24 protein-coding genes are annotated in these 20,219 nt (G+C 62.0%); 9 read left to right on the top strand and 15 right to left on the bottom strand.

The annotated features are described in order from the left end of the window. The 13 genes from PIB16_RS23995 to ubiT form a co-directional block, all read right to left on the bottom strand. A complete protein-coding gene (locus PIB16_RS23995) occupies positions 1-492 on the bottom strand; it encodes a nitrate reductase cytochrome c-type subunit (RefSeq protein WP_065655264.1) in 492 nt (163 codons plus the stop codon). After that, positions 462-2,966, bottom strand: a complete 2,505-nt coding sequence (napA, locus tag PIB16_RS23990; protein ID WP_220318242.1) for a periplasmic nitrate reductase subunit alpha — start codon at positions 2,964-2,966, stop codon at positions 462-464. Before napA ends, PIB16_RS23995 begins: the two co-directional genes overlap by 31 nt. Further along, positions 2,941-3,228: a chaperone NapD gene (locus PIB16_RS23985; RefSeq protein WP_080857854.1), complete on the bottom strand. Its 288-nt coding sequence runs from the start codon at positions 3,226-3,228 to the stop codon at positions 2,941-2,943. Before PIB16_RS23985 ends, napA begins: the two co-directional genes overlap by 26 nt. Beyond that, positions 3,221-3,721: a ferredoxin-type protein NapF gene (locus tag PIB16_RS23980; RefSeq protein ID WP_080857853.1), complete on the bottom strand. Its 501-nt coding sequence runs from the start codon at positions 3,719-3,721 to the stop codon at positions 3,221-3,223. The genes PIB16_RS23985 and PIB16_RS23980 overlap by 8 nt, the downstream gene beginning before the upstream one ends. Before the next feature lie 7 nt (positions 3,722-3,728). Further along, positions 3,729-3,914 (bottom strand): periplasmic nitrate reductase, NapE protein, encoded by a 186-nt coding sequence (gene napE, locus PIB16_RS23975; RefSeq protein WP_271046453.1) that lies wholly within the window; start codon positions 3,912-3,914, stop codon positions 3,729-3,731. A 201-nt stretch (positions 3,915-4,115) separates the two neighbouring features. Beyond that, entirely contained in the window at positions 4,116-5,303 is a 1,188-nt protein-coding gene (locus tag PIB16_RS23970; protein ID WP_271046452.1) for an NnrS family protein, read from the bottom strand. Continuing rightward, complete coding sequence (locus tag PIB16_RS23965) at positions 5,300-6,052, bottom strand: ATP-binding cassette domain-containing protein (RefSeq protein ID WP_080857851.1); 753 nt, start codon at positions 6,050-6,052, stop codon at positions 5,300-5,302. The genes PIB16_RS23970 and PIB16_RS23965 overlap by 4 nt, the downstream gene beginning before the upstream one ends. Continuing rightward, the gene (locus tag PIB16_RS23960) at positions 6,049-6,858 is read right to left on the bottom strand and encodes an ABC transporter permease (RefSeq protein WP_080857850.1); all 810 of its coding nucleotides are present in this window, start codon (positions 6,856-6,858) and stop codon (positions 6,049-6,051) included. The genes PIB16_RS23965 and PIB16_RS23960 overlap by 4 nt, the downstream gene beginning before the upstream one ends. A 5-nt stretch (positions 6,859-6,863) precedes the next feature. Then, positions 6,864-7,847 carry an ABC transporter substrate-binding protein gene (locus PIB16_RS23955; protein WP_271046451.1) on the bottom strand — a complete coding sequence of 328 codons (984 nt, stop codon included), beginning with the start codon at positions 7,845-7,847 and terminating at the stop codon, positions 6,864-6,866. 147 nt (positions 7,848-7,994) lie between these two features. Beyond that, positions 7,995-8,378, bottom strand: coding sequence for a hypothetical protein (locus PIB16_RS23950; protein WP_065655257.1), 384 nt, complete (start codon positions 8,376-8,378; stop codon positions 7,995-7,997). Then, positions 8,375-9,313, bottom strand: a complete 939-nt coding sequence (gene ubiV / locus PIB16_RS23945; protein WP_065655303.1) for a ubiquinone anaerobic biosynthesis protein UbiV — start codon at positions 9,311-9,313, stop codon at positions 8,375-8,377. The genes PIB16_RS23950 and ubiV overlap by 4 nt, the downstream gene beginning before the upstream one ends. 5 nt (positions 9,314-9,318) lie before the next feature. Beyond that, positions 9,319-10,296 carry a ubiquinone anaerobic biosynthesis protein UbiU gene (gene ubiU, locus PIB16_RS23940; RefSeq protein ID WP_065655256.1) on the bottom strand — a complete coding sequence of 326 codons (978 nt, stop codon included), beginning with the start codon at positions 10,294-10,296 and terminating at the stop codon, positions 9,319-9,321. Next, the gene (gene ubiT, locus PIB16_RS23935; protein ID WP_065655255.1) at positions 10,287-10,802 is read right to left on the bottom strand and encodes a ubiquinone anaerobic biosynthesis accessory factor UbiT; all 516 of its coding nucleotides are present in this window, start codon (positions 10,800-10,802) and stop codon (positions 10,287-10,289) included. Before ubiT ends, ubiU begins: the two co-directional genes overlap by 10 nt. Positions 10,803-10,951: 149 nt before the next feature. Between ubiT and PIB16_RS23930 the strand changes: the two genes are divergently transcribed. From PIB16_RS23930 to PIB16_RS23920, 3 genes are read left to right on the top strand one after another with little or no spacing between them, the layout of a single operon-like run. Then, positions 10,952-11,302 (top strand): DUF488 domain-containing protein, encoded by a 351-nt coding sequence (locus tag PIB16_RS23930; RefSeq protein ID WP_003520958.1) that lies wholly within the window; start codon positions 10,952-10,954, stop codon positions 11,300-11,302. A 55-nt stretch (positions 11,303-11,357) separates the two neighbouring features. Further along, positions 11,358-12,872 carry a UbiD family decarboxylase gene (locus PIB16_RS23925; protein WP_065655254.1) on the top strand — a complete coding sequence of 505 codons (1,515 nt, stop codon included), beginning with the start codon at positions 11,358-11,360 and terminating at the stop codon, positions 12,870-12,872. Continuing rightward, positions 12,869-13,459, top strand: a complete 591-nt coding sequence (locus PIB16_RS23920) for a UbiX family flavin prenyltransferase (protein ID WP_065655253.1) — start codon at positions 12,869-12,871, stop codon at positions 13,457-13,459. The genes PIB16_RS23925 and PIB16_RS23920 overlap by 4 nt, the downstream gene beginning before the upstream one ends. 4 nt (positions 13,460-13,463) lie before the next feature. Here PIB16_RS23920 and PIB16_RS23915 read toward each other — a convergent pair whose 3' ends face one another. Both PIB16_RS23915 and PIB16_RS23910 read right to left on the bottom strand, forming a co-directional pair. After that, positions 13,464-14,141 carry an NnrU family protein gene (locus PIB16_RS23915; RefSeq protein WP_065655252.1) on the bottom strand — a complete coding sequence of 226 codons (678 nt, stop codon included), beginning with the start codon at positions 14,139-14,141 and terminating at the stop codon, positions 13,464-13,466. A gap of 12 nt (positions 14,142-14,153) precedes the next feature. After that, positions 14,154-14,309 (bottom strand): hypothetical protein, encoded by a 156-nt coding sequence (locus PIB16_RS23910; protein WP_003520964.1) that lies wholly within the window; start codon positions 14,307-14,309, stop codon positions 14,154-14,156. A 137-nt stretch (positions 14,310-14,446) separates the two neighbouring features. Between PIB16_RS23910 and PIB16_RS23905 the strand changes: the two genes are divergently transcribed. The 6 genes from PIB16_RS23905 to PIB16_RS23880 all read left to right on the top strand — a co-directional run bounded on the left by PIB16_RS23905 (position 14,447) and on the right by PIB16_RS23880 (position 20,114). Then, the gene (locus PIB16_RS23905; protein ID WP_271046450.1) at positions 14,447-14,980 is read left to right on the top strand and encodes a cytochrome c oxidase subunit 3; all 534 of its coding nucleotides are present in this window, start codon (positions 14,447-14,449) and stop codon (positions 14,978-14,980) included. 5 nt (positions 14,981-14,985) lie between these two features. Continuing rightward, positions 14,986-15,276, top strand: a complete 291-nt coding sequence (locus PIB16_RS23900; RefSeq protein ID WP_104679871.1) for a hypothetical protein — start codon at positions 14,986-14,988, stop codon at positions 15,274-15,276. Between the two features lie 166 nt (positions 15,277-15,442). Next, on the top strand, positions 15,443-15,895 hold the full coding sequence (locus PIB16_RS23895; RefSeq protein ID WP_003520968.1) for a c-type cytochrome: 453 nt from the start codon (positions 15,443-15,445) through the stop codon (positions 15,893-15,895). 24 nt (positions 15,896-15,919) lie between these two features. Next, on the top strand, positions 15,920-17,266 hold the full coding sequence (locus PIB16_RS23890) for a nitric-oxide reductase large subunit (protein ID WP_020811069.1): 1,347 nt from the start codon (positions 15,920-15,922) through the stop codon (positions 17,264-17,266). A 64-nt stretch (positions 17,267-17,330) separates the two neighbouring features. Next, on the top strand, positions 17,331-18,143 hold the full coding sequence (locus tag PIB16_RS23885) for a CbbQ/NirQ/NorQ/GpvN family protein (RefSeq protein ID WP_080858202.1): 813 nt from the start codon (positions 17,331-17,333) through the stop codon (positions 18,141-18,143). A 72-nt stretch (positions 18,144-18,215) separates the two neighbouring features. Continuing rightward, positions 18,216-20,114: a nitric oxide reductase activation protein NorD gene (locus tag PIB16_RS23880; RefSeq protein ID WP_271046449.1), complete on the top strand. Its 1,899-nt coding sequence runs from the start codon at positions 18,216-18,218 to the stop codon at positions 20,112-20,114. Positions 20,115-20,219: the final 105 nt, after the last annotated feature.

The raw sequence follows: 20,219 nt of genomic DNA, 5'->3' as shown, positions 1-20,219 counted from the left end.
TCATTCGCTACCCGCCGGTTTGACGCCCATTTCGCTCATGTCCTGAAAGGTGTTGGGCACGAGCGGCCGTGTGTCGGCCTGCGGCACATGGCAGGCCGTGCAGAAATAACGGCGCGGCGAAACATCCGCCAGCATCTGGCCTTCGCGCGTCATGTAATGGGTGACGCTGATCATCGGCGCGCCGGAATCCTGCGTGAATTCGCGCTTGTGACAGGAGAGACAGCGGTTGGCATTGACCGAAAGCTGGTAACCGTCGATCGAATGCGGGATGACCGGCGGCTGCTCCGGATAGGCGCGCATGCGCCTGAAATCGTCGATCACCCATTTCGGCAGGGGTTTCGCAGGTTCGGTCTGCATGGCATCGCCGCGCGGGCCAGACAATTCCGGCACCATCTGCGCAACGGCCCCCGTCGCCACCGTCGCAACGACGAAAGCGGCGATCATCCATCCGTGTTTCCTGATCATGCGACCGGCTCTATCTTGACTGCGCATTTCTTGAAATCCGTCTGCTTGGAGATGGGATCGGTTGCGTCGAGCGTCACCTTGTTGATGAGCTGGCTGGCATCGAACCAGGGAACGAAGATGACACCGGGCGGCATGCGGTTGCGGCCGCGCGTTTCCACGCGGGAGCGTATTTCGCCACGGCGAGAAACGATGCGGATTTCCGCGCCCTGATTGAGCCCGCGCTTGCGCGCATCGTCGGCATTCATGAAACAGCGGGCGCCGGGGAAGGCCTTGTAGAGTTCCGGCACGCGCATGGTCATGGAGCCGGAATGCCAGTGCTCCAGCACGCGGCCCGTCACCAGCCAGGTATCGAATTCCGCATCCGGGGATTCCGCCGGCGGCTCGTAGGGCACGGCGATGATGACCGCCTTGCCGTCCTTGTTGCCGTAGAATTTCACGCCCTCGCCCGGTTTGACATAGGGGTCATAACCTTCGCGGTAACGCCACAGCGTTTCCTTGCCATCCACCACAGGCCAGCGCATACCGCGCACCTCGTGATAGGCATCGTAAGGCGCCAGATCGTGGCCGTGGCCGCGCCCGAAGGTGGCATATTCCTCGAAGAGACCCTTTTGCAGATAGAAGCCGAAGTGTTTTGCTTCCTGGTTTTCGTATTCGCCGTTGATCTCGCTTAACGGGAACTTGCCGACATCGCTGTCCTTGAAGAGCACCTCGTACAGCGTCTTGCCGCGATAGGCGGGATTGGCGTCCAGTATCTCCGCCGGCCACACCTCATCCGTGGTGAAGCGTTTGGAAAATTCCACCAGCTGCCAGAGGTCGGAGCGCGCCTCGCCCGAGGCCTCGACAAGCTGGTGCCAGACATGGGTGCGCCGCTCGGCATTGCCATAGGCCCCCTCCTTCTCCACCCACATGGCGGCGGGCAGGATGAGGTCGGCGCTCATGGCCGTGACGGTCGGATAGGCATCCGAAACAACGATGAAGTTTTCCGGGTTGCGATAGCCCTGATAGGTCTCGTTCTTGGTGTTGGGACCGGCTTGGACGTTGTTGTTGACCTGCACCCAGTAGAAATTCAGCTTGCCGTCATGCAGCATGCGGTCCTGCTGCACGGCGTGGTAACCCGGCTTTTCCGGGATGATGCCGTGCGGGATGCGCCAGATTTCCTCGGCATGTTTGCGGTGTTCCGGGTTGGTCACCGTCATGTCGGCCGGCAGGCGATGGGCGAAGGTGCCCACCTCGCGCGCCGTGCCGCAGGCCGAGGGCTGGCCGGTGAGCGAGAACGGGCTGTTGCCAGGCTCGGAAATCTTGCCGGTCAAAAGATGGATGTTGTAGACCATCTGGTTGGCCCAGACGCCGCGCACATGCTGGTTGAAACCCATGGTCCACAGCGACATGACCTTGCGGTTCGGGTCCGCATAAAGCTCGGCCAGCTCCTCCAGGAAGCCGGCTTCCACGCCGGTCATGGCGGCGGTCTTTTCCAGCGTGTATTCGGAGACGAATTCCTTGAAGGTCTCGAAATCGATCGCTTCGGTCTTGGTCGGATCGGCGGAATTGGCGGCATTCACCTCTGCCGGATTGTCGGGCCGCAGGCCATAACCGATATCGGTGACGCCGCGCACGAATTTCGTGTGGTTCTTCACGAAGTCTTCGTTGACGCGCCCGGTCTTGATGATGTGGTTGGCAATGTAATTGAGGATGACGAGATCCGTGCCCGGCTTGAAGACCATCGGAATATCGGCAAGGTCCATGCTGCGATGGGTGAAGGTCGAAAGCACAGCCACCTTCACATGGTCGAAGCCCAGACGCCGGTCGGCAATGCGGGTCCACAGAATGGGATGCATCTCCGCCATGTTCGAGCCCCAGAGCACGAAGGCATCGGCATGTTCGAAATCATCGTAACAGCCCATCGGCTCGTCCATGCCGAAGGTGCGCATGAAGGCGTAAGCGGCCGACGCCATGCAGTGGCGTGCATTGGGATCGAGATTGTTGGAGCGGAAGCCGGCGCGCATCAGCTTGGTGGCCGCATAGCCCTCGAAGATCGTCCATTGGCCGGAGCCGAACATGCCCACGGCCGTCGGCCCCTTCTCTTTCAGCACGCGCTTGCACTGCTGCGCCATCACGTCGAAAGCCTCATCCCAGCTCACCGGCTCGAACTCGCCGTCCTTGGCGTAGACGCCGCCTTTTTTGCGCAGAAGCGGGGTTTGCAGGCGGTCCTTGCCATACATGATCTTGGACAGGAAATAGCCCTTGATGCAGTTGAGACCGCGATTGACCTCCGCCTGCATGTCGCCATGGGTGGCGACGACCTTGCCTTCCTTGACGCCGACCATGACGCCGCAGCCCGTGCCGCAGAAACGACAGGGCGCCTTGGACCACTTGATCTGCAATGCGGAAACCCCGCCCGGCACCGGCTGGGCGGCGGCCGGCAGCGCAATGCCCGCCGTTGCCGCCGCAATGCCGGCGGCATGGGCCTTCAATAGATCACGCCGCGTCAGTTCGCTGCTCATCGCCGCTTGTCTCCTCTGTGTCGACGTGTTCGAAAACCATGTTGGCGGCAATCACACCGTCGAGTGTCGAAATATAAGTGAGCGTATCGCCCAGCATGCCGGTGCTCGTGCCGTCTATGACGATGACGACCTTGCCGTTGCCCTCGCCATGAACCTCGACATTGTCGAGTGCTGAAAGCGTTGCCAGTACGGCGTCCCGCATCTGCGGCATCACCGCCACCACGGCGCTTGAAACATGATACCGGCCTGTATTTTCAGGCATATTGCATCTCCGTGGCTCTCTCTTTGATCTCGATCACACTGGCGGGGCAGACGGACACGCAGGCCCCGCAACCGGTGCAGGCATTTTCCAGCAGTTCCGGAACGAAGGGGCCGCCGCGCCGGGGCCGAAACCGGATGGCCTCAGTCGGGCAGGCATCGCGGCAGGCCTGACAATCGATATTGCCGAAGGCAAGACACCCCTCACCGATCGCCATGACATGATCGAAGCGCTGCGCCGCGGGGGCGGCAAAGACCGGTTCGGGACAGGCCTCCGCGCATTTGCCGCAGAAGGTGCATTCCCCGGCGGAGAAATCCACGCAAGGCAAACCGTCCGCCATGGCAATGATGCCGGTGGGACAGGCCTCCACGCATTTTGCACAACCGCTGCACGCGGCGAGGTCGCTCAACGCGACCCCGGGGGGACAGATGCGTGGTCTATTTTTTTGCCCGCCGCGCAGGAAATCGCGCCGGCTGAGAGAGACTTCCATCATCATCTCGCCCTCAATGTCCGGGCGGCCCCGGTGGGCCGTAAATGATCTGGAACATCCAGACAATAAAACCATAGGCTCCGACAAATCCGACCGCCAGAATGGGCCAGATTCCGAAGGCCAGAACGGCGAAGGTCACAAGTTCCATCGTCCGGCTTGGCTTTTCATCTGCGTGCTGAGGCGCGACTATTTTAGGCATATTCGCGTTTCCCTATTTGGTTGGAGTTATAATCGACCAAAAAGAAAGTATGTTCAACCACTTGATTTTATTGATTATTTATTAAAACTAACATTCATCAATATCCCTCCTCTAAGCCACTGATTTCACATTGTGCTTTTGCCGAAAAAATAAACAAACTCGTCGGAACAGTGATGTCGACGCAGCGGGGCAAGGTCTGTCTCATCCGCATGCGCCCGCCTCATCGACGCCTGGCGCGCGCATGAAAGGCAGGAAGCCCTGCAACCAGACCCAGAAGCTAGCCGCCCACAAAGCGGCGCTGAGGCCATGGTGATAGGGCGATAATGTTGCGGCAAAATCGAATTCCGGCAGGATGCGCACCAGCCCGGCCGTCGCCATCAGAAGGGCGGCCACATGCGCCTGCCATGGCAGATGCGTCAGATTGCGGCCCGTATGCCGCAGCCCGGCAATGATGAAGACGGCCATGATGGCGCATCCCAGCGCCCCGACCGACAGCAGATGCAGCCCCGCGGCGGGCGTGACGGAAAAACCGAGCCGTGTCGCGCCGAGCGCCAGAAAACCCGCGCCCGCAAAGGCGTTGCCGAGGCCAAGCAACAGCACCTCGGTCTTAAAGACGGCACGCCCGATGAACCATTCGGCCAGCCGGTCGAAAAAGGCGGCGCCGGCCGCAAGCGAAAGCCAGGCGCAGACATCGCTCTGCGGAAAGAAAAGTTTCGCCGCCATGTAAAGCGTCACCATGGCGCCCGCCATATGCTGGCGGCCGGGATGAGGCCGGTAAGGCGTGGTCTCGCCGCTCGGATCGAGCGCCAGATTGATGACAACCACATTGATACGCGCGGCGGAAAGCGAAAACAGCACGGTGAAAATGCACAGCGCCGCCTCCAGCAAGCGGGATGCAAGTTCGAGATCGCCGCTCCACCAGGCATAACGCACACCCGCTTCAGCCGCCGTAAACAGAAGAAGCCAGATAAGGAATGCCGGGTGTTTCATCGTGCGCCGCGCCAGCATCGCCCTGCCGATGAGAACAGAGAGCGCGAGCAGAAAGGCGAGATCGAAAAAACCTGCAAACAGGCTCCATGCCTCCATCCCGAGAAGGCCGATAAGGCGGTCCGGCAGCCAGAGACCGGCGAGATGAAGCAGCGTTCGTCCCTGCGCGGGCTTCGTATCCGTCCATTCCGGCACCGCTGAGCCAAGAAAACCGGCAAGCGCCATGCCATAGGTGCCGAAGATCATTTCATGGGCGTGCCATTGCGATGCAGGCACCGCATCGGCGAAAGGCAGGGCATAACCACCGATGACGACCCACAGGAAGGGCCAGCCCGCGCCGTGCAGGGCGGCCAGAGGGAAAAACAGCCGCAGGGCTTCAGAAAGGATGGGGGGCTGCCTCATCGCACACGCTCCTTTGCTGAAAATAATTCGGCGAAGGCCGGGCTCTCGGACAGGCGCTCCGCTTCGTCGAAAACCGCACGCGCCATGCGCCGGCCCGGCGCACCCGCGGGCTTATGCGCGGCAACGACTCGGCCATCGACGCCGGAGAGCACGATCAGCCTGTCGGCAACAAGCAACGCCTCATGAAGATCATGGGTGACGAGAAGCGTGGAAAAACCGCGCCGACGGGCGGCGCCCACCAGAAGCTCCTGCAAATGACGGCGCAGGCCGACATCGACGGCGCTGAAGGGCTCATCCAGAAACAGCATGTCCGGCTCCACGGCGAGCGCCCGCGCAACGCCCGCGCGCTGGCGCATGCCGCCGGAGAGTTCCACCGGATATTTGCCGAAATCAGCCACCTCCAGACCGACCTCCAGCGCAAAAAGGCCCGCCCTTTCGCGCCGCTCCCGTTTCGGCATGCCGGCCGCCGCAAGGCCGTAGGCGATATTGTCGATCAATGTCATCCACGGCAGCAGCCTCGGCTCCTGAAACACCAGACCCTGCCGGCGATAATGGCGGTGCACGCGGCCGCGAACAGGATCGATGATACCGGCTGCGATCTGTAAAATCGTTGTCTTGCCGCTGCCGGAGGGGCCGAGCAGCGCCACGGTTTCCCCCGGCGCTATGCCGAGATCGAAATTCTCGAACAGGCTGCGGCCGAGAAAGGCGTGGCCGACATGTTCGAAACGCAGGATGGAACGGTCGCTCATCGCTTGACACCCCATGGCAACCCGGCGGCGCGCCAGCGTTCCAGCGCCTCGCGCAGCAGATGCAGCAGGCCGTAATCGGTGAGCAGCGCCAGCGCGACGGTGATGGCGAGCCAGGCGCTGACCTGCGCGATGTCGAACAGCGCACGTGCGGTGGCCAGTTCGCCGCCAATCCCGCCGGAATTCGAAAGGAGCTCGGCCATGACGGTTACTTTCCACGCGCTTCCCGCCGTCGTCGTCCAGGCCGGGAAGAGGTAGGAGAGCACATGCGGCATGGTGACGGTGCGCAGCCGGTAAAACCACGGAGCGCCGAAAGCCTGCGCCATCACCTCCAGCTGACGGTCCCGCTTGGCGACACCTTCCAGCGCACCGGCAAAGGACACGGGGGCCGAGGCGATGATGACGGTCATGACAGCCGTGCCGCCGGACGAGCCGAACCAGATGAGCGCCAGCACGATCCAGCCGATGGGCGGCACGCCGAGCAGAACGGTGACGACAGGCTTCATCAACCGCATGGACGCGAAGGAATAGCCCGCCAGCACGCCCGCCACCGTGCCGATGCCGGCCGCGATGGCAAAGCCGGTCAGGGCCCTGACGGCGCTCTGCGACAGGATGGCGAAGAAATCCGGCCGCGCCGCCAAAAGCCCCATTGCCGCGAAGGTCTCCCCCGGCGAAGGCAGGATGAAGGAGCCATAAATCTCATGCCCGGCCTGCCAGGCGGCGAGAAAACAGAAAATGCCTGAAAGCCCGGCCCAGCCCGCCCACAGATAGCGGCCCATCCAGCCAAGACTTTCGAGAATGCGGTTCATGCCTGCTACACCAGATAAAATCCGTCATCCGGCCGCCGGCCGCCGATGATTGCCGGGTCGGTCCTGGCAAGCTCATCGTAGAACGCCTCGAGATCGGCGCGCGCAGCGCTCGCCTTCAGGGCGCACAGATGACTTGTCGGAAAGGAGGCGGCGATGATTTCCGGCGGGAAACCCAAGACATCGGCGGCCGCATCGGCCGCCGCCTTCGGATCGGCTACGGCGCTGGCGAGCGCCGTCTCCATGGCGTCCTGCAAAGCCTCGATGCCGGCCCTGCCGAGTTTTTGCTGGACCGGCGATGTCAAGGCGAGGCCAGCCTGCGGAATTTCAGCCTTGCCGGCCACCTTCGCCCATTCCCGCTGGATATCGATGGTGCGATGGACGGTCATGAAAAAAGACTTCGCCTTGATGAGCACGGCGGTCGCGGCCGGCTCGCTCAGCAGGGCGGCATCCACCCGTCCCGTCAGCAGCAATTGCACGGCTTCCGGCGGCGAGGCGGCATATTCCAGCCTGATGTCACCGGGCTTCAGGCCGTTTTCGGCAACAAGGCGGCGCAGCACAAAATCGGGCATGTCGTTCTTGAACGGCAAAGCGAGGGTCTTGCCGGAAAGGCTTTGCAGGGAGTTCAGCGTCTCGTCTTTCGAAACGATATAGAGCAGGCCCGTGGTCAGCACGTTCAACAGCCCAAGGCCGAGACCGCGATTATGGAGATTGGCGACGCCGTAGCTCGGCATCACCACCGCCCCCATGGAGCCGGAGGCGACGGCGGCGCGCATTTCATCCGGCGTTTTCCAGGCTTTGAAAACCGCTCCGGGTGCGACATCCTTCAGGAACCCGCCCTTTACCGCATGGGCCAGCACGGCCGACGGCGCGGCCGGAGGGCCATAAAAGGTGAGCGGCGCTTCCGCCTTCGCAACATGCGGTGCGGCAAGTGTCGCGACCGCGAGCCCGGAAAAGGCCGAAAGAGCCTGACGACGGGTGAGATGGGCCATGGTCCTGATCCTTTCGCGCCGGAAGCGCCCTGATGCGCGTGACGCCCGCTCAGACCGTTTTCCGGTCCCGGCGCGTCACCACCCCGGAAATGACATTTTGCAAGCGCCCGCTCTTTGCGCAGGATCAAACAGGGCCAAAAACAGGGATTATTCACCCTTCTTGAGTGAGAGCGCGTCCCGCAGGAGCCGCGAGCCCTCCTGAGCGGCGGCGGCGATATCGAGAAACATCAGGCTTGCGGTTTCAACCACACCTTCATCCACCGTGTCGTCTTCGGCAAAATCGCAGAGCATCTCGGTCAGGAGCGCGATCTTGCGACGCTCCTCGCGGGCGGCGGCCAGAAGCTTGACGATATTGCGCTGGCGCTCGAAATCCTCGAGCTCGCGCAGTGCCTCATGGACCTTGTCGCGGCAGCCGCAATCGAGTGCGCTCTGCAAAACCACGTTGCGCACCAGATGGATCGCAGCAGCAATATCCGCCCCGCCCGGCGCTGCCACAGACAGCGATTGCGGCTCTTGCCTGTTCATCGTCATGCATTCACCCCATGCGCCGTATTGCGGGCACGGGCGACCCAGGCCGCCCCTTCCTGCCCGTGGTGGAAACCATTGGAAAAAGGCACGTCCGGATAGATTTGCCCGAGGCGTGCAAGACCATCTGCCGCATCCCGCCTGCCAGCCAGAACATCGTCATGGATCTGCGCCACCGCCACCATGTCGCAATCCTGTGGTGACAGCCGGAAGCGGGCAATGCCGGCGGCCGCCAGATCCTGCAACTCGCCAAGCAGCGACTGGCAGGTATGCGACACCGTCTGCACGCCGTTCAGCGCCAAAAACGACTGCCGATCAAGCGTGCGGACCGGCAATCCATCCGGATCATCACCGCAGACGAACTGGCAATTATCCTTGATATTGCCCTTGGCGCGGGCGTGGGCACAGCGCGCCGAAATGGCGAGCGGCAGGCGGCCGAAGGCGAAGATTTCGAAATCCACATCGGGCGTCTGCGCCACGATGCGCTCCACCGAGGTCATCGGCAGTTCCGGCGGCAGGCATATGGCGCTCGCGCCGTGAGACGACAGCAACCGCGCGGTCGCGGCATTATAGACATTCACCATCGGCCCGACGACATGCGGGGTGCCGTGCAGCATGCCGAGCGCGGAAAGATCGTTCGCCTCGACCGGATAGGGACTATCTGCGATCAGGCCTCGCAGGTGGCGGCTTTCCCGCTCCAGCGTCACCAGCGAAAGCGTCGACAGGATCACCTGTTTTCCCGCACTCTCCAGCCGCTCGATCACCTCTGCCAGATGCGGCTCGGTGAAATGAAACCGTTTGGAGCAGACGGTTTCACCGAGATAGACATGGCTGACGGGCGCTTCATCGGCGATGCGGAAATAGAAATCGCGCCATTTCTCCCCCTGCCAGAGATAGAGGACCGGGCCGAGCGCCAATGTGGCTTTTGCGGGTTTTGCCATCGCCGTCATCTCCAGCGTTTCTCATAAGCGCCGACGGTGGTGCGCTGGCCTTCGCTCAGGAGCCGCAGGCGGGAAAGCAGTCTGCCGCGCTCCTCAGCACCGGCGGCAAGCGCCCGGTGCAGGGTGGAAACCACTTCCGCCACATAGGCCTTGCCGCGCTGGCGGCCCTCGATCTTCAGTGCGCTGACGCCCGCCTCGCGCAAGGCATCGATCTGGTCCATCACATCAAGCGACACCGGATCCTCGAAGGCATAGGACCTGTCGTCGGCAATCTCGAAACGGCCCTTGCACAGCGTGGGGTAACCCGCCGCCTCGCCGGCCGGAAAACGGTTAATGGTGTAATCGCCAAGTTCCGACACCAGCGCCTGCCCGTCCTGCCGGTAGCGGACGTGGCTTGCCGGCGAGCAGACGCCGTTCATGTTGGGTGACTTGCCTGTGGCGTAAGACGAGAGCGAGCAGCGTCCCTCCGCCATGACGCAGAGACCGCCGAACACGAAGATTTCGATCTCACAGCGGATTTGCCGCGCCAGCCGGGCGATGTCGGGGATAGTCAGGGTGCGCGGCAGCACCACGCGTTTCGCGCCGAAGGCATCGACGAGGAAATTCACCGCATCCGCATTGGAGGCGGAGGCCTGCACGGAGACGTGGATACGCTGCTGCGGATGATGTTCCGCCACATGCGCCATCAGGCCGAAATCGGCAAGGATAAGCGCGTCCGCCCCCGCCTTCACGGCATCGGCCGCGCCGCGATACCAGATATCCTCATGCCCGGCGCGCATGAAGGTGTTGAGCGCCACGAAGGTCTGGACACCGCGCTTTTTCGCGTAAACGATGGCCTCAGCGAGTTCCTCGCGGGAAAAATTAAGGCCGGGGAAGTTGCGGGCATTGGTTTCATCCCGAAACCCGCAATAGACCGCATCCGCCCCGGCATCCACGGCCTCGCGAAAGGCGGCGGGCGTTCCTGCAGGACAGATCAGTTCCATGCCTCACCTCCCCGTGTTTCGGATAGAACATGGCCGCGCAGGCGGTTCGCAAGGCCCGTTACCATTGGCGCGAAAGGTCCGGCAAATGCACCGAGATCGCGCGGCAGATCGATGCCGCTATCATCGAGCGCATTGCGCAGCGCCAGCATCGCCTCCATATCGCCGGTGACGCCGAGATCGCGCGAGAAGAACAGCGCATCGGCATCCTGCCGCCCCTCCATCAGCGCAAGCAGCATGAAAAGCGGCCCCTCCACCGCCGCATCCACCTTCGGCAAGTGGGCCTTGCGGCTGACGGTGATGGCGGGACCTGCCGGCTCGACCACGAAGGCGAAGGGGAGATCGACAGGCAGAAAGGCGTAGCGCTTGCCACGATGTTCGCCGAGCCGGACGAACATATCCGGATGCCGCTTCATGATCTGCGCCAGCATCGCCGCCGTCGCTCGCTGCACCACGGCAATGGGCAGAAAATTCATGGGGCGGGCGATGGCGGCGGGAAAAGGTCTCATGAAAGGTCCTGTCGGCTCAGTTGCGGGCGGCAACCTAACCGCAGCGCACGGGTGGCGGTTTGAGCGAACGCAAAGACAGGGAAATTTTCGGGTGCGCCTTCACAAAAGCCGCTATAAATCATTCACTTGCCAAGCGAAGGAGGCCGCCCGTGTCCGATTTAAGGGTCAAACGGATTTACGAACCCGCCAGCGACGATGACGGCGCGCGCATTCTGGTAGACCGGCTCTGGCCGCGCGGCATGAGCAAGGAAAACGCAAAGCTTTCCCTGTGGATGAAGGAAATCGCGCCCAGCAACGAATTGCGCAAGAACTTCTCCCATATGCCGTCCCGCTTTGAGGAATTCACCCGGCATTATCATGAGGAGCTTTCGGCCAATCCCGATGCCGTAGCGCACATGAAGGAGCTGATGGCGAAGGGCCGCGTCACGCTGCTTTATGCCGCCCACGATACCGAACACAACCACGCCCTGGTTCTCGCCGACTATCTTCGTTCGCACTGAGCGGCATTTGCGGCAGCGCAAGGACATGCCGCACTGCCGCCTGCAAACAGGCGGCATGAGAGACGAAGAAACAGAAACGAGACCCATCCGCACCGCCGATCTGCGCGGTTTCATCCGGCTGCTGGAAGAACGTGGGCAGCTGCGGCGAATTCGCCAGCCGGTATCGCTGGTGCACGAAATCACTGAAATCCACCGCCGCGTGCTCGCCGATGGCGGGCCGGCACTGCTGTTCGAGCGACCTGTCGACCATGAAGGCAAGGTGCGGGACATGCCGCTGCTTGCCAATCTGTTCGGCACGCGGCAACGCATCGAATGGGGTCTGGGGCTGGAAACGGGCGGCCTGCCCGCGCTTGCACAAAAGCTCGCCGAATTGCGCGAGCCGCGGCCGCCGAAATCCATAGCCGAGGCATGGGGTAAGCTGCCTTTGCTGAAAGCCGCACTTTCCATGCGGCCACGCAACGTCTCGCGCACGCCGGTGCAGGAAAAGGTACTGACGGGTGATGCGGTCGATCTTGCCTGCCTGCCGGTGCAATGGTGCTGGCCGGGCGAGCCGGCCCCGCTCATCACCTGGCCGCTTGTCATCACCCGTTCGCCTGACGATCCCGACGATATCAATGTCGGCATCTACCGCATGCAGCTATTGGGGCCGGACAGGGTGATCATGCGCTGGCTGGCGCATCGCGGCGGCGCGCATCACCACCGGTTGTGGCGTGCGCGCGGGCTGGATATGCCCGTTAGCGTCGCCATTGGGGCCGATCCTGCCACCATTCTCGCCGCCGTGATGCCGCTTCCCGACCATATCAGCGAGCTTGGCTTCTCCGGCCTGCTGCGCGGCTCGAAAAGCCGCATCGCAAAAGCTTTAACCGTGCCGATGCCGGTGCCGGCCAATGCCGAGATCGTGCTGGAGGGCACCGTTTCGGCAACGGAAACGGCACTCGAAGGCCCCTATGGCGACCATACCGGCTATTATAATTCAGTCGAATCCTTCCCGGTCATGACACTCTCGGCAATCACCATGCGCCGCGATCCGATCTATCTTTCCACCTATACCGGCCGGCCGCCGGATGAGCCTTCGGTTCTCGGTGAAGCCATGCTCGAGATTTTCCTGCCGCTCGTGAAAAAGCAGTTTGCGGAAATCGTCGATCTGTGGATGCCGCCGGAGGCCTGTTCCTACCGCGTCATGGTCGCATCCATCGACAAGCGTTACCCGGGACAGGCAAAGCGGGTGATGATGGGCCTTTGGTCGATGCTGCCGCAGTTCAGTTATGTGAAGCTCATCATTCTGGTCGATCCCGACATCAATGTCCGCAGCTGGGCGGATGTCATCTGGGCGCTTTCCACCCGCTTCGATGCTTCGCGCGATACGACGATCATCGACGATACGCCAATCGACTATCTCGACTTCGCCTCTCCTAAAGCCGGCCTCGGCGGCAAGATGGGGCTGGACGCCACCCGCAAGCTGCCGCCGGAAACGGAGCGCGAATGGGGCCGCGTGCTATCCATGACGCCTGACGTGATCGCAAAGGTGGATCTGATGTGGCGTGATCTCGGCCTTGGAGAACGGCCATGATCCCGTGCCGCGTCGTGGTCGGCGTCACCGGCGCCTCGGGTGCCGGCATTGCGTTGCGCATCGTCGAGCGCCTTGCCGGGATGAAAAGCGTCGAAATCCATCTCGTCCTGTCGCAATCCGCCAGACGCACCGTGTTGCACGAGGAAGGGGCGCAAGCCATGGGGCGGATGTTTTCGCTCGCCAGCGTCAATCATGCCGTCGACGATATCGGCGCTGCGATTGCCAGCGGCTCTTTCCCGACGGCCGGCATGATCGTCGCCCCCTGCTCCATGCGCACACTTGCGTCCATTGCAACCGGGCTTTCGGACAATCTCCTTACCCGCGCCGCCGATGTGCATTTGAAAGAACGTCGGAAACTTGTGCTGATGACGCGCGAGACGCCGCTGCATCTCATCCATCTGCGCAACATGTGCACGGTGACGGAGGCAGGTGCGATCGTCATGCCGCCGGTGCCGGCCTTTTATAACAGGCCGCAAAGCGTCAACGATATTGTCGACCAGCTCGCCGCCCGCGCCATCGACCAGCTCGGCATCGCTTCCGCGCCGCAGGCGCCGATATGGCAGCCGCATATGGTGAAGACGTCGTGAGCCATCAAAAATAGGCCATGGGGTCCGCGCCAAAGAGCGCGGCATGGCCGCCAGCCAGCAGCCACCACACCGTCAACCCCGTCAGCGCCGCCGCAAGCAGCATCGGCCCATCCACGGCTATGCGGGTTTTGCCGGAAAGGATCGCCGCGAAGGTAACCACAGCGCTTCCGGCAGCCGCCAAGTTCCATGCATTACCCAGTCTTTTACGCGCGCGTTTCTCGGTCATCGCCATTCCGCCGAGCGAAAACAGTGCAAAGCCGCCGAACAGGATGACGGAACGCAGGTCGCCATTCGGCACGACATGCCCCAACGACCAGAACAGAAAGCCGACGAGTACCGGGTGCCGCGTGATGCGCACGATTGCCCCCGGTCTATCTCCCTGCCGCACGGAAATGGAAAGCGGATTGACGCTGAGGAGGCCGGCCAGCACGAAAAACAGGCCAATCGGCGCTGCCAGAAAGGTGACATGCGCCTGCCAGGGCGCGACGTCCCAGAGCGGAATATACTCGACCGACAGCGCGGCATAAAATACCCAGCCCAGCGTCAGAAGCGAGACGACGGAATAACTCCCGAAATAGGCGGGCCTGCCGATGGCCGCGATCAGCCGGCCGCGCACGGCAGGGACGGCGGGAATGGAATGCAGCGCCACGAAAAGCGAAAGAGCGGCGACAAGTTCAAGCATGCGACTGCCTTCTCACTGGTTCAGGAACAGCACCGAAGCAATGGCCACGGAGGCAAGCACGGCGGAGACCGCGCCCATGCGCTGCAACACACCCATACGGTACAACAGCACCGCAAAGCCAATGATAATAGGGGTTGCGACAATCAGCCCGACCTGCGCGTCGTTCATGGGAAGCTCCATTTTCCAGAGTTGCGCTTTGTCATGACAATAGGGCTTTGCACGCTCCCTTCTTTGACCGACCGCAAAGAAGCGGGGTTTGAGGACGCCTAAGCGTGGCTTGCTGTTTTACAATTACGGACAAGACCATGGCGATAAATACGGAAGAGGAAAGCGGAAACCTGCTTTTGTGGATTCTGGTCTGGAGCGAACTTGCCGCTTTCGGCGCGCTGACCGGCGCCTTCATTATCGCCTTCGCCCTCAATCCCGAGGCCTTCGCCGCCGCGCGCCAACATCTGCAGCCGCAGCTTGCCGGTCTCAATACGCTGATTTTGCTGGCGAGCGGCTGGCAGGCGGCCGTCGCGGCCAGCCGCTACACCGCGCTGGCGGGCAAAAGACGGGCACTTGTGCTTGCCGGCCTGCTGGGCTTCGCTTTCGTCGGTGTAAAACTCCATGAATATTCCACCGAAATCGCCTTCGCCTCCGATCCCGTCTATGGCGCTTTCTTCGAGCTCTATTTTCTGCTCACCGGCTTCCACCTGCTGCATGTCGTCTTCGTGGCCGTGCTGCTGTTTCTCGTCGCAGTCTTCCCGAAAAACGAGAACGTCACGCTGGTGACGACGCTGTGGCATGTGATCGATCTGGTCTGGATCGTCATTTTTCCCATCGTCTATCTGGTTTGACAATCATGATCCACCGCACCTCCCGCCAGCTTGCAAGAAGTTTTGCAGCACTCGCCATTCTCGTTCTTGCCGGTACGGCCGTCGTGACATCTTGGAAAGCGGCGCTTCTGCCGCCGGTCGCCGCCGCCTGCCTGATGCTGCTTTTCGCGCTCCTGAAATCCAGACGCGTCATCGACGATTTTCTGGGTTTTGGCGAAGAGCGAGGCCTGCTGCGCACAGCACTTCTGGCATGGCCGGCCATCTTTGCCGCCGCGGCCCTGTTGCGGGCGTTCCTGCAGGGCATTTTGTCGCTCTGAAAAGGCGGACCACACCACCTCTCCACTTGTTTGCCAAAAGGCAAAGAACGCCGGCGGCCAGCGGCTAGAAAGGGGCGAGACCCTAAGCCTGCCGGCAAATTCCGGCGCGAGGGTTCGATCAAGCCAGTCCGCATAAGCGGTCTTCCGGATGGAAAGGACCATTGGCATGGCAGAACGCCTGACCAAAACAGGAGCGCGAAACGTCTTTTACGGCGGCTCCATCTTCTTCTTCGCCATATTCGTCGGGCTGACCGCCCATAGCCATTATTACATGCGCACCACCTCGACGGATGAAAGCACGCTGACCGAAAGCGTCGCGCGCGGCAAACATGTGTGGGAGAAAAACTCCTGCATCAACTGTCACACGCTGCTCGGCGAAGGCGCCTATTTCGCGCCCGAACTCGGCAATGTCTGGAAGCGCTATGGCGGCGTGGAAGACAAGGAAGCGGCGCGCGATTCCATCAAGGCCTGGATGGCCGCCCAGCCCACCGGCATCGAGGGCCGCCGCCAGATGCCGCAGTTCAATCTCACCGAACAGGAACTCGATGATCTCGTCGACTTCCTCGAATGGACGAGCCGGATCAAGACGCAGAACTGGCCGCCGAACGATGCGGGTTGAGGCTGACGGCAAGGAGATGACGAGATGAAATACCAGACGCAAAAAGTCGCCATGCTGTATTTTTACGGCGCAATCGGGCTGTTCGTGGCGCAGATCCTGTTCGGCGTCGTCGCCGCCACGATCTACGTGCTGCCCAATACGCTTTCCGAGCTTCTGCCCTTCAACATCGTGCGCATGATCCATACCAATGCACTTGTCGTGTGGCTGTTGATGGGTTTCATGGGCTCGACCTTCTATCTTCTGCCGGAAGAAACGGAAACCGAGCTTTACAGCCCCAAACTCGCCATCGCGCAGTTCTGGATCTTCCTGGTGGCCGCCGCGGTTGCCGTGGTCGGATATATGTTCCGCATCCACGAAGGCCGCGAATTCCTCGAACAGCCCTTTGCGATCAAGGTCGGCATCGTGCTTGTCGTACTGATGTTCCTGTTCAACATCACCATGACGGCGCTGAAGGGCCGCAAGACCACCGTTATCAACATCCTGCTCTTCGGCCTCTGGGGTCTGGCGATCTTCTTCCTCTTCGCCTTCTACAACCCCATGAACCTGGCGCTCGACAAGATGTACTGGTGGTACGTCATCCATCTGTGGGTGGAAGGCGTGTGGGAACTGATCATGGCCTCGATCCTCGCCTTCCTGATGATCAAGCTCAACGGCATCGACCGCGAAGTGGTGGAAAAATGGCTCTATGTCATCGTCGGCCTTGCCCTCTTCTCGGGCATTCTCGGCACCGGCCACCATTATTACTGGATCGGCGCACCGGGTTACTGGCAGTGGATCGGTTCGCTGTTCTCGACGCTGGAAGTGGCCCCCTTCTTCACCATGGTCATCTTCACCTTCGTCATGACCTGGAAGGCCGGCCGCAAGCATGAGAACCGCGCAGCGCTTCTGTGGTCGATCGGCTGCTCGGTCATGGCCTTCTTCGGCGCCGGCGTCTGGGGTTTCCTGCACACGCTGTCTTCGGTGAACTATTACAGCCATGGCACGCAGCTCACCGCCGCCCACGGCCACCTCGCCTTCTTCGGCGCCTATGTGATGCTGAACCTTGCCATGATGGCCTATGCCGTGCCGGAAATGAAGAAACGCGCGCCGTATAATCAGTGGCTTTCGATGACGAGCTTCTGGGTCATGTGCACGGCCATGTCGGTCATGACCTTCGCGCTAACATTCGCCGGCGTGGTGCAGATCCAGCTTCAGCGCGTCATGGGCGAAAGCTTTATGGATGTGCAGGACCAGCTGGCGATCTTCTACTGGATCCGCCTCGGCTCCGGTTTCGCGGTTCTCATTTCGGCAATCATGTTCATCTGGGCAGTTCTGGTGCCGGGCAAGCAGAAACAGGGCGACGTCGCCCGCCTCGTGCAGCCCGCCGAATGAGAAACGGACCGGCTCTCCTTTTCCCCCGGAGAGCCAGTCCTTACCATCAACCATGGAGATGACCATGAATACGATTTTCCGCCCCGCGCCGCACCCTTTGCCGGACGCGCCGTTCTACACACCGCTCGGCAATGAATGCACACTGTTCGAAAGCGCCTGGGTGCGGCAATTGCCGCTGCTGCTGAAAGGCCCGACCGGTTGCGGCAAGACCCGTTTCGTCAGCCATATGGCAGCGAAACTCGGCCTGCCGCTTTCCACCGTTTCATGCCACGACGATCTTGCCGCCGCTGATCTGACCGGCCGTTACCTGCTGAAAGGCGGTGAAACCGTGTGGATGGACGGCCCGCTGACGAGGTCGGTGCGCCAGGGCGGCATATGTTACCTCGATGAGATCGTCGAGGCGCGCAAGGATGTGGCCGTTGTGCTGCATCCGCTCACCGACGACCGCCGTATCCTGCCACTGGAGCGCACCGGTGAGGTGCTTGAAGCACCCTCCGGCTTCATGCTCGTCGTGTCCTATAACCCCGGCTATCAGAACCTGCTGAAAAGCCTGAAACCCAGCACCCGCCAGCGTTTCGTCGCCATTGAATTCGATTTTCTGCCCAAGGAGCAGGAGATTGCCGTCGTTTCGCATGAAAGCGGGCTGGATGCGCGCGATGTCGAGCCGCTTGTCGATCTCGCCCACCGGCTGCGCGGCCTGAAGGGCCATGACCTTGAGGAAGGCGTCTCCACCCGCCTGCTCGTCTATTGCGCCAGCCTCATCGATACCGGCCTTCCCGCCCGTCAGGCCGTGCGCGCGGCGATGATCGAGCCGCTGACCGACGAGCCGGATGTGAAGGCCGCGCTGCATGAAGTCGCGGATGCGGTCATCCGATAAGGCACATTTATATCCATATCTGAATGCGCGGTATTACCCGCGCATTCCGGCTCGATGCCATGAGGATAAACCATGCTGGATTTTCTGGAACTGGAAGAAACCGTCGGCCGCGCCTGGCACAGGCTGATCGGCGAAACCGGCACATGGCTGCGCTTTCCCGATCACGCCGTCAGGCTGGAAGACATGCAGACCGTGCTGGCCATATGTTTCCGCGGTTTTGGCGGTGAACACGCGGTGCAGATCGCCCCGGCGCGCGCCCGCACCTCCAGACACCGGCTGAGGCTTCGCCAGCGCATGGGTCTCGGCGAAGAAAAGCTTGCCCAGCCCGGCCGCGATCATGCCACGCTGATGCTGCCCCCGGTGCTCGATCTGTTTCCCGACCGCCGCCTCAATCGCGATCTTTATCTCTGGCTCGCCGCCGCCATGGCGTTGATGCCGCTTGAACCAGTCATGGCTGCCGACCCGTTGCGCAACGATCTTGCCCGGCTCAACCGCGCCGCGGAACTGGCCGAGACCGTAACCCGTACTTTTCCCGGCATGAAGACCCGCTATCGCCGGCTTTGCGCCGCCATGCTCGCGGTGCGGCAGAAGCGGCCGCTGCCACAGGCGGAACAGCAGGTGGAACAGCGGGTGCTTTCCATGCTGGCCGATGCGGCAGGGATCGAAGGCTATCCGCCGCCCGTCGGTTTCTCGGCCAAGGCGCCGCCGCGCTACCTGCCGATGCTGCCGGTGCCGCTGTGGCCGGATACACTGCTGCGAGAAACATCCGAGGCCCGGCAGGGCGAGGACCAGCCGGCCTCCAATGCAGCACCGCAGGGCGCGGAAGCGGCCCGCCATATCGCCGTGCGCGAAAAGACAGAGAACCGCCAGACCGAACGCAGCCCCTTCATCCTCAACCGTTTCGAAAAAATCCTAGCCATGGCGGAGATGGTCAATGTCGACCGTCCCGGGGACGACAGCGACGATGCCGACGGCAGTGCGGCGGACGAGCTGGACGACATGACGCTGGGAGAAAGGAAAGGGCGGCCTTCCGCCCGCTTCCGCTTCGATCTGGACCTGCCGCCCGAAGCACTGAACCATACCGCGCTGACGGCAGAGCTCACCTATCCCGAATGGGATTATCGCAGCGGTACCTATCTCGCCGATCATTGCCGGGTCATCGCCTCCCCGGCGAAGGGTGCCGAAACGGCACCGGAACCCGACCCGGACACCAAAAGCCTCATCCGCCGGGTCAGGCGGCAATTCGAGGTGCTGCGGCCACGCCACGAGATGCTGCGCGCCCAGCTTGACGGCAACGATCTCGATCTTGACGCCGTGGTGCGCGCCAGAAGCGATATCGCCGCCGGAGGACAGGGCAGCGACCGCATCCATATGGCTAGTCGCCCGCAGGCGCATGATCTCGCCGTAACGATCCTCGTTGACGTATCGCTTTCGACCGATGCCTGGTTCGACAATCGCCGGGTTCTCGATGTGGAAAAGGAAGCCCTGCTGGTGCTTGCGCACGGGCTTTCCGCCTGTGGTGACAGTCACTCCATCCTGACCTTCACCTCCCGCCGCCGTTCCTGGGTTCGGGTGGAAACGGTGAAGGATTTCGATGAGCCGATGGGCCACGCTGTCGAGCGGCGCATCGCGGCGCTGAAACCCGGTTTCTACACCCGCATCGGCCCCGCCATCCGCCACGCCAGCGCCAAGCTGCATGAGAGGCCGGAGCGCCGCAAGCTGCTTCTGCTGCTGACGGATGGCAAGCCGAACGATGTCGATCATTATGAGGGCCGCTTCGCCATCGAGGACAGCCGCCGCGCGGTCTCCGAAGCGCGACGCTCTGGCGTCAGCGTCTTCGGCGTGACTGTCGACAGCAAGGCGCAGTCCTATATTCCGGCCATGTTCGGCCAGAACGGTTATGCCATCGTCAACAGGATCGCCAAGCTGCCATCGGCGCTGCCGGCAATCTATCGCAGCCTTGCCGGCTGATTGTCGCGCAGACGGACCTGACGAATCTCAGGTTTGTTTGCGCGGCGACAATGTCTCCAGACCGCCTGGCGGATAGGTTTTTCCAGTCCGCCGGCCGGCCGCACC

The organism is Agrobacterium sp. ST15.13.015 (assembly GCF_027871645.1).
GTDB classification, from domain to species: Bacteria; Pseudomonadota; Alphaproteobacteria; order Rhizobiales; family Rhizobiaceae; genus Agrobacterium; species Agrobacterium leguminum.
Note: the sequence above shows the minus strand (reverse complement) of the source record. Positions and strands in the feature narration are given on the sequence as shown.

Bases quoted from the DNA above. Each gene is read 5' to 3' on its own strand.
- PIB16_RS23910 (WP_003520964.1), bottom strand. From the start codon at position 14,309: ATGAACGACGCGCAGGTCGGGCTGATTGTCGCAACCCCTATTATCATT.
- PIB16_RS23925 (WP_065655254.1), top strand. From the start codon at position 11,358: ATGAGAGACGAAGAAACAGAAACGAGACCCATCCGCACCGCCGATCTG.
- PIB16_RS23885 (WP_080858202.1), top strand. From the start codon at position 17,331: ATGAATACGATTTTCCGCCCCGCGCCGCACCCTTTGCCGGACGCGCCG.
- PIB16_RS23985 (WP_080857854.1), bottom strand. From the start codon at position 3,228: ATGCCTGAAAATACAGGCCGGTATCATGTTTCAAGCGCCGTGGTGGCG.
- PIB16_RS23955 (WP_271046451.1), bottom strand. From the start codon at position 7,847: ATGGCCCATCTCACCCGTCGTCAGGCTCTTTCGGCCTTTTCCGGGCTC.
- napE (WP_271046453.1), bottom strand. From the start codon at position 3,914: ATGCCTAAAATAGTCGCGCCTCAGCACGCAGATGAAAAGCCAAGCCGG.
- ubiV (WP_065655303.1), bottom strand. From the start codon at position 9,313: ATGGCAAAACCCGCAAAAGCCACATTGGCGCTCGGCCCGGTCCTCTAT.
- PIB16_RS23995 (WP_065655264.1), bottom strand. From the start codon at position 492: ATGCGCAGTCAAGATAGAGCCGGTCGCATGATCAGGAAACACGGATGG.
- PIB16_RS23965 (WP_080857851.1), bottom strand. From the start codon at position 6,052: ATGAGCGACCGTTCCATCCTGCGTTTCGAACATGTCGGCCACGCCTTT.
- PIB16_RS23980 (WP_080857853.1), bottom strand. From the start codon at position 3,721: ATGATGATGGAAGTCTCTCTCAGCCGGCGCGATTTCCTGCGCGGCGGG.
- PIB16_RS23895 (WP_003520968.1), top strand. From the start codon at position 15,443: ATGGCAGAACGCCTGACCAAAACAGGAGCGCGAAACGTCTTTTACGGC.
- napA (WP_220318242.1), bottom strand. From the start codon at position 2,966: ATGAGCAGCGAACTGACGCGGCGTGATCTATTGAAGGCCCATGCCGCC.
- PIB16_RS23915 (WP_065655252.1), bottom strand. From the start codon at position 14,141: ATGCTTGAACTTGTCGCCGCTCTTTCGCTTTTCGTGGCGCTGCATTCC.
- PIB16_RS23920 (WP_065655253.1), top strand. From the start codon at position 12,869: ATGATCCCGTGCCGCGTCGTGGTCGGCGTCACCGGCGCCTCGGGTGCC.
- PIB16_RS23900 (WP_104679871.1), top strand. From the start codon at position 14,986: ATGATCCACCGCACCTCCCGCCAGCTTGCAAGAAGTTTTGCAGCACTC.
- PIB16_RS23970 (WP_271046452.1), bottom strand. From the start codon at position 5,303: ATGAGGCAGCCCCCCATCCTTTCTGAAGCCCTGCGGCTGTTTTTCCCT.
- PIB16_RS23880 (WP_271046449.1), top strand. From the start codon at position 18,216: ATGCTGGATTTTCTGGAACTGGAAGAAACCGTCGGCCGCGCCTGGCAC.
- ubiU (WP_065655256.1), bottom strand. From the start codon at position 10,296: ATGGAACTGATCTGTCCTGCAGGAACGCCCGCCGCCTTTCGCGAGGCC.
- PIB16_RS23960 (WP_080857850.1), bottom strand. From the start codon at position 6,858: ATGAACCGCATTCTCGAAAGTCTTGGCTGGATGGGCCGCTATCTGTGG.
- PIB16_RS23890 (WP_020811069.1), top strand. From the start codon at position 15,920: ATGAAATACCAGACGCAAAAAGTCGCCATGCTGTATTTTTACGGCGCA.
- PIB16_RS23950 (WP_065655257.1), bottom strand. From the start codon at position 8,378: ATGACGATGAACAGGCAAGAGCCGCAATCGCTGTCTGTGGCAGCGCCG.
- PIB16_RS23905 (WP_271046450.1), top strand. From the start codon at position 14,447: ATGGCGATAAATACGGAAGAGGAAAGCGGAAACCTGCTTTTGTGGATT.
- ubiT (WP_065655255.1), bottom strand. From the start codon at position 10,802: ATGAGACCTTTTCCCGCCGCCATCGCCCGCCCCATGAATTTTCTGCCC.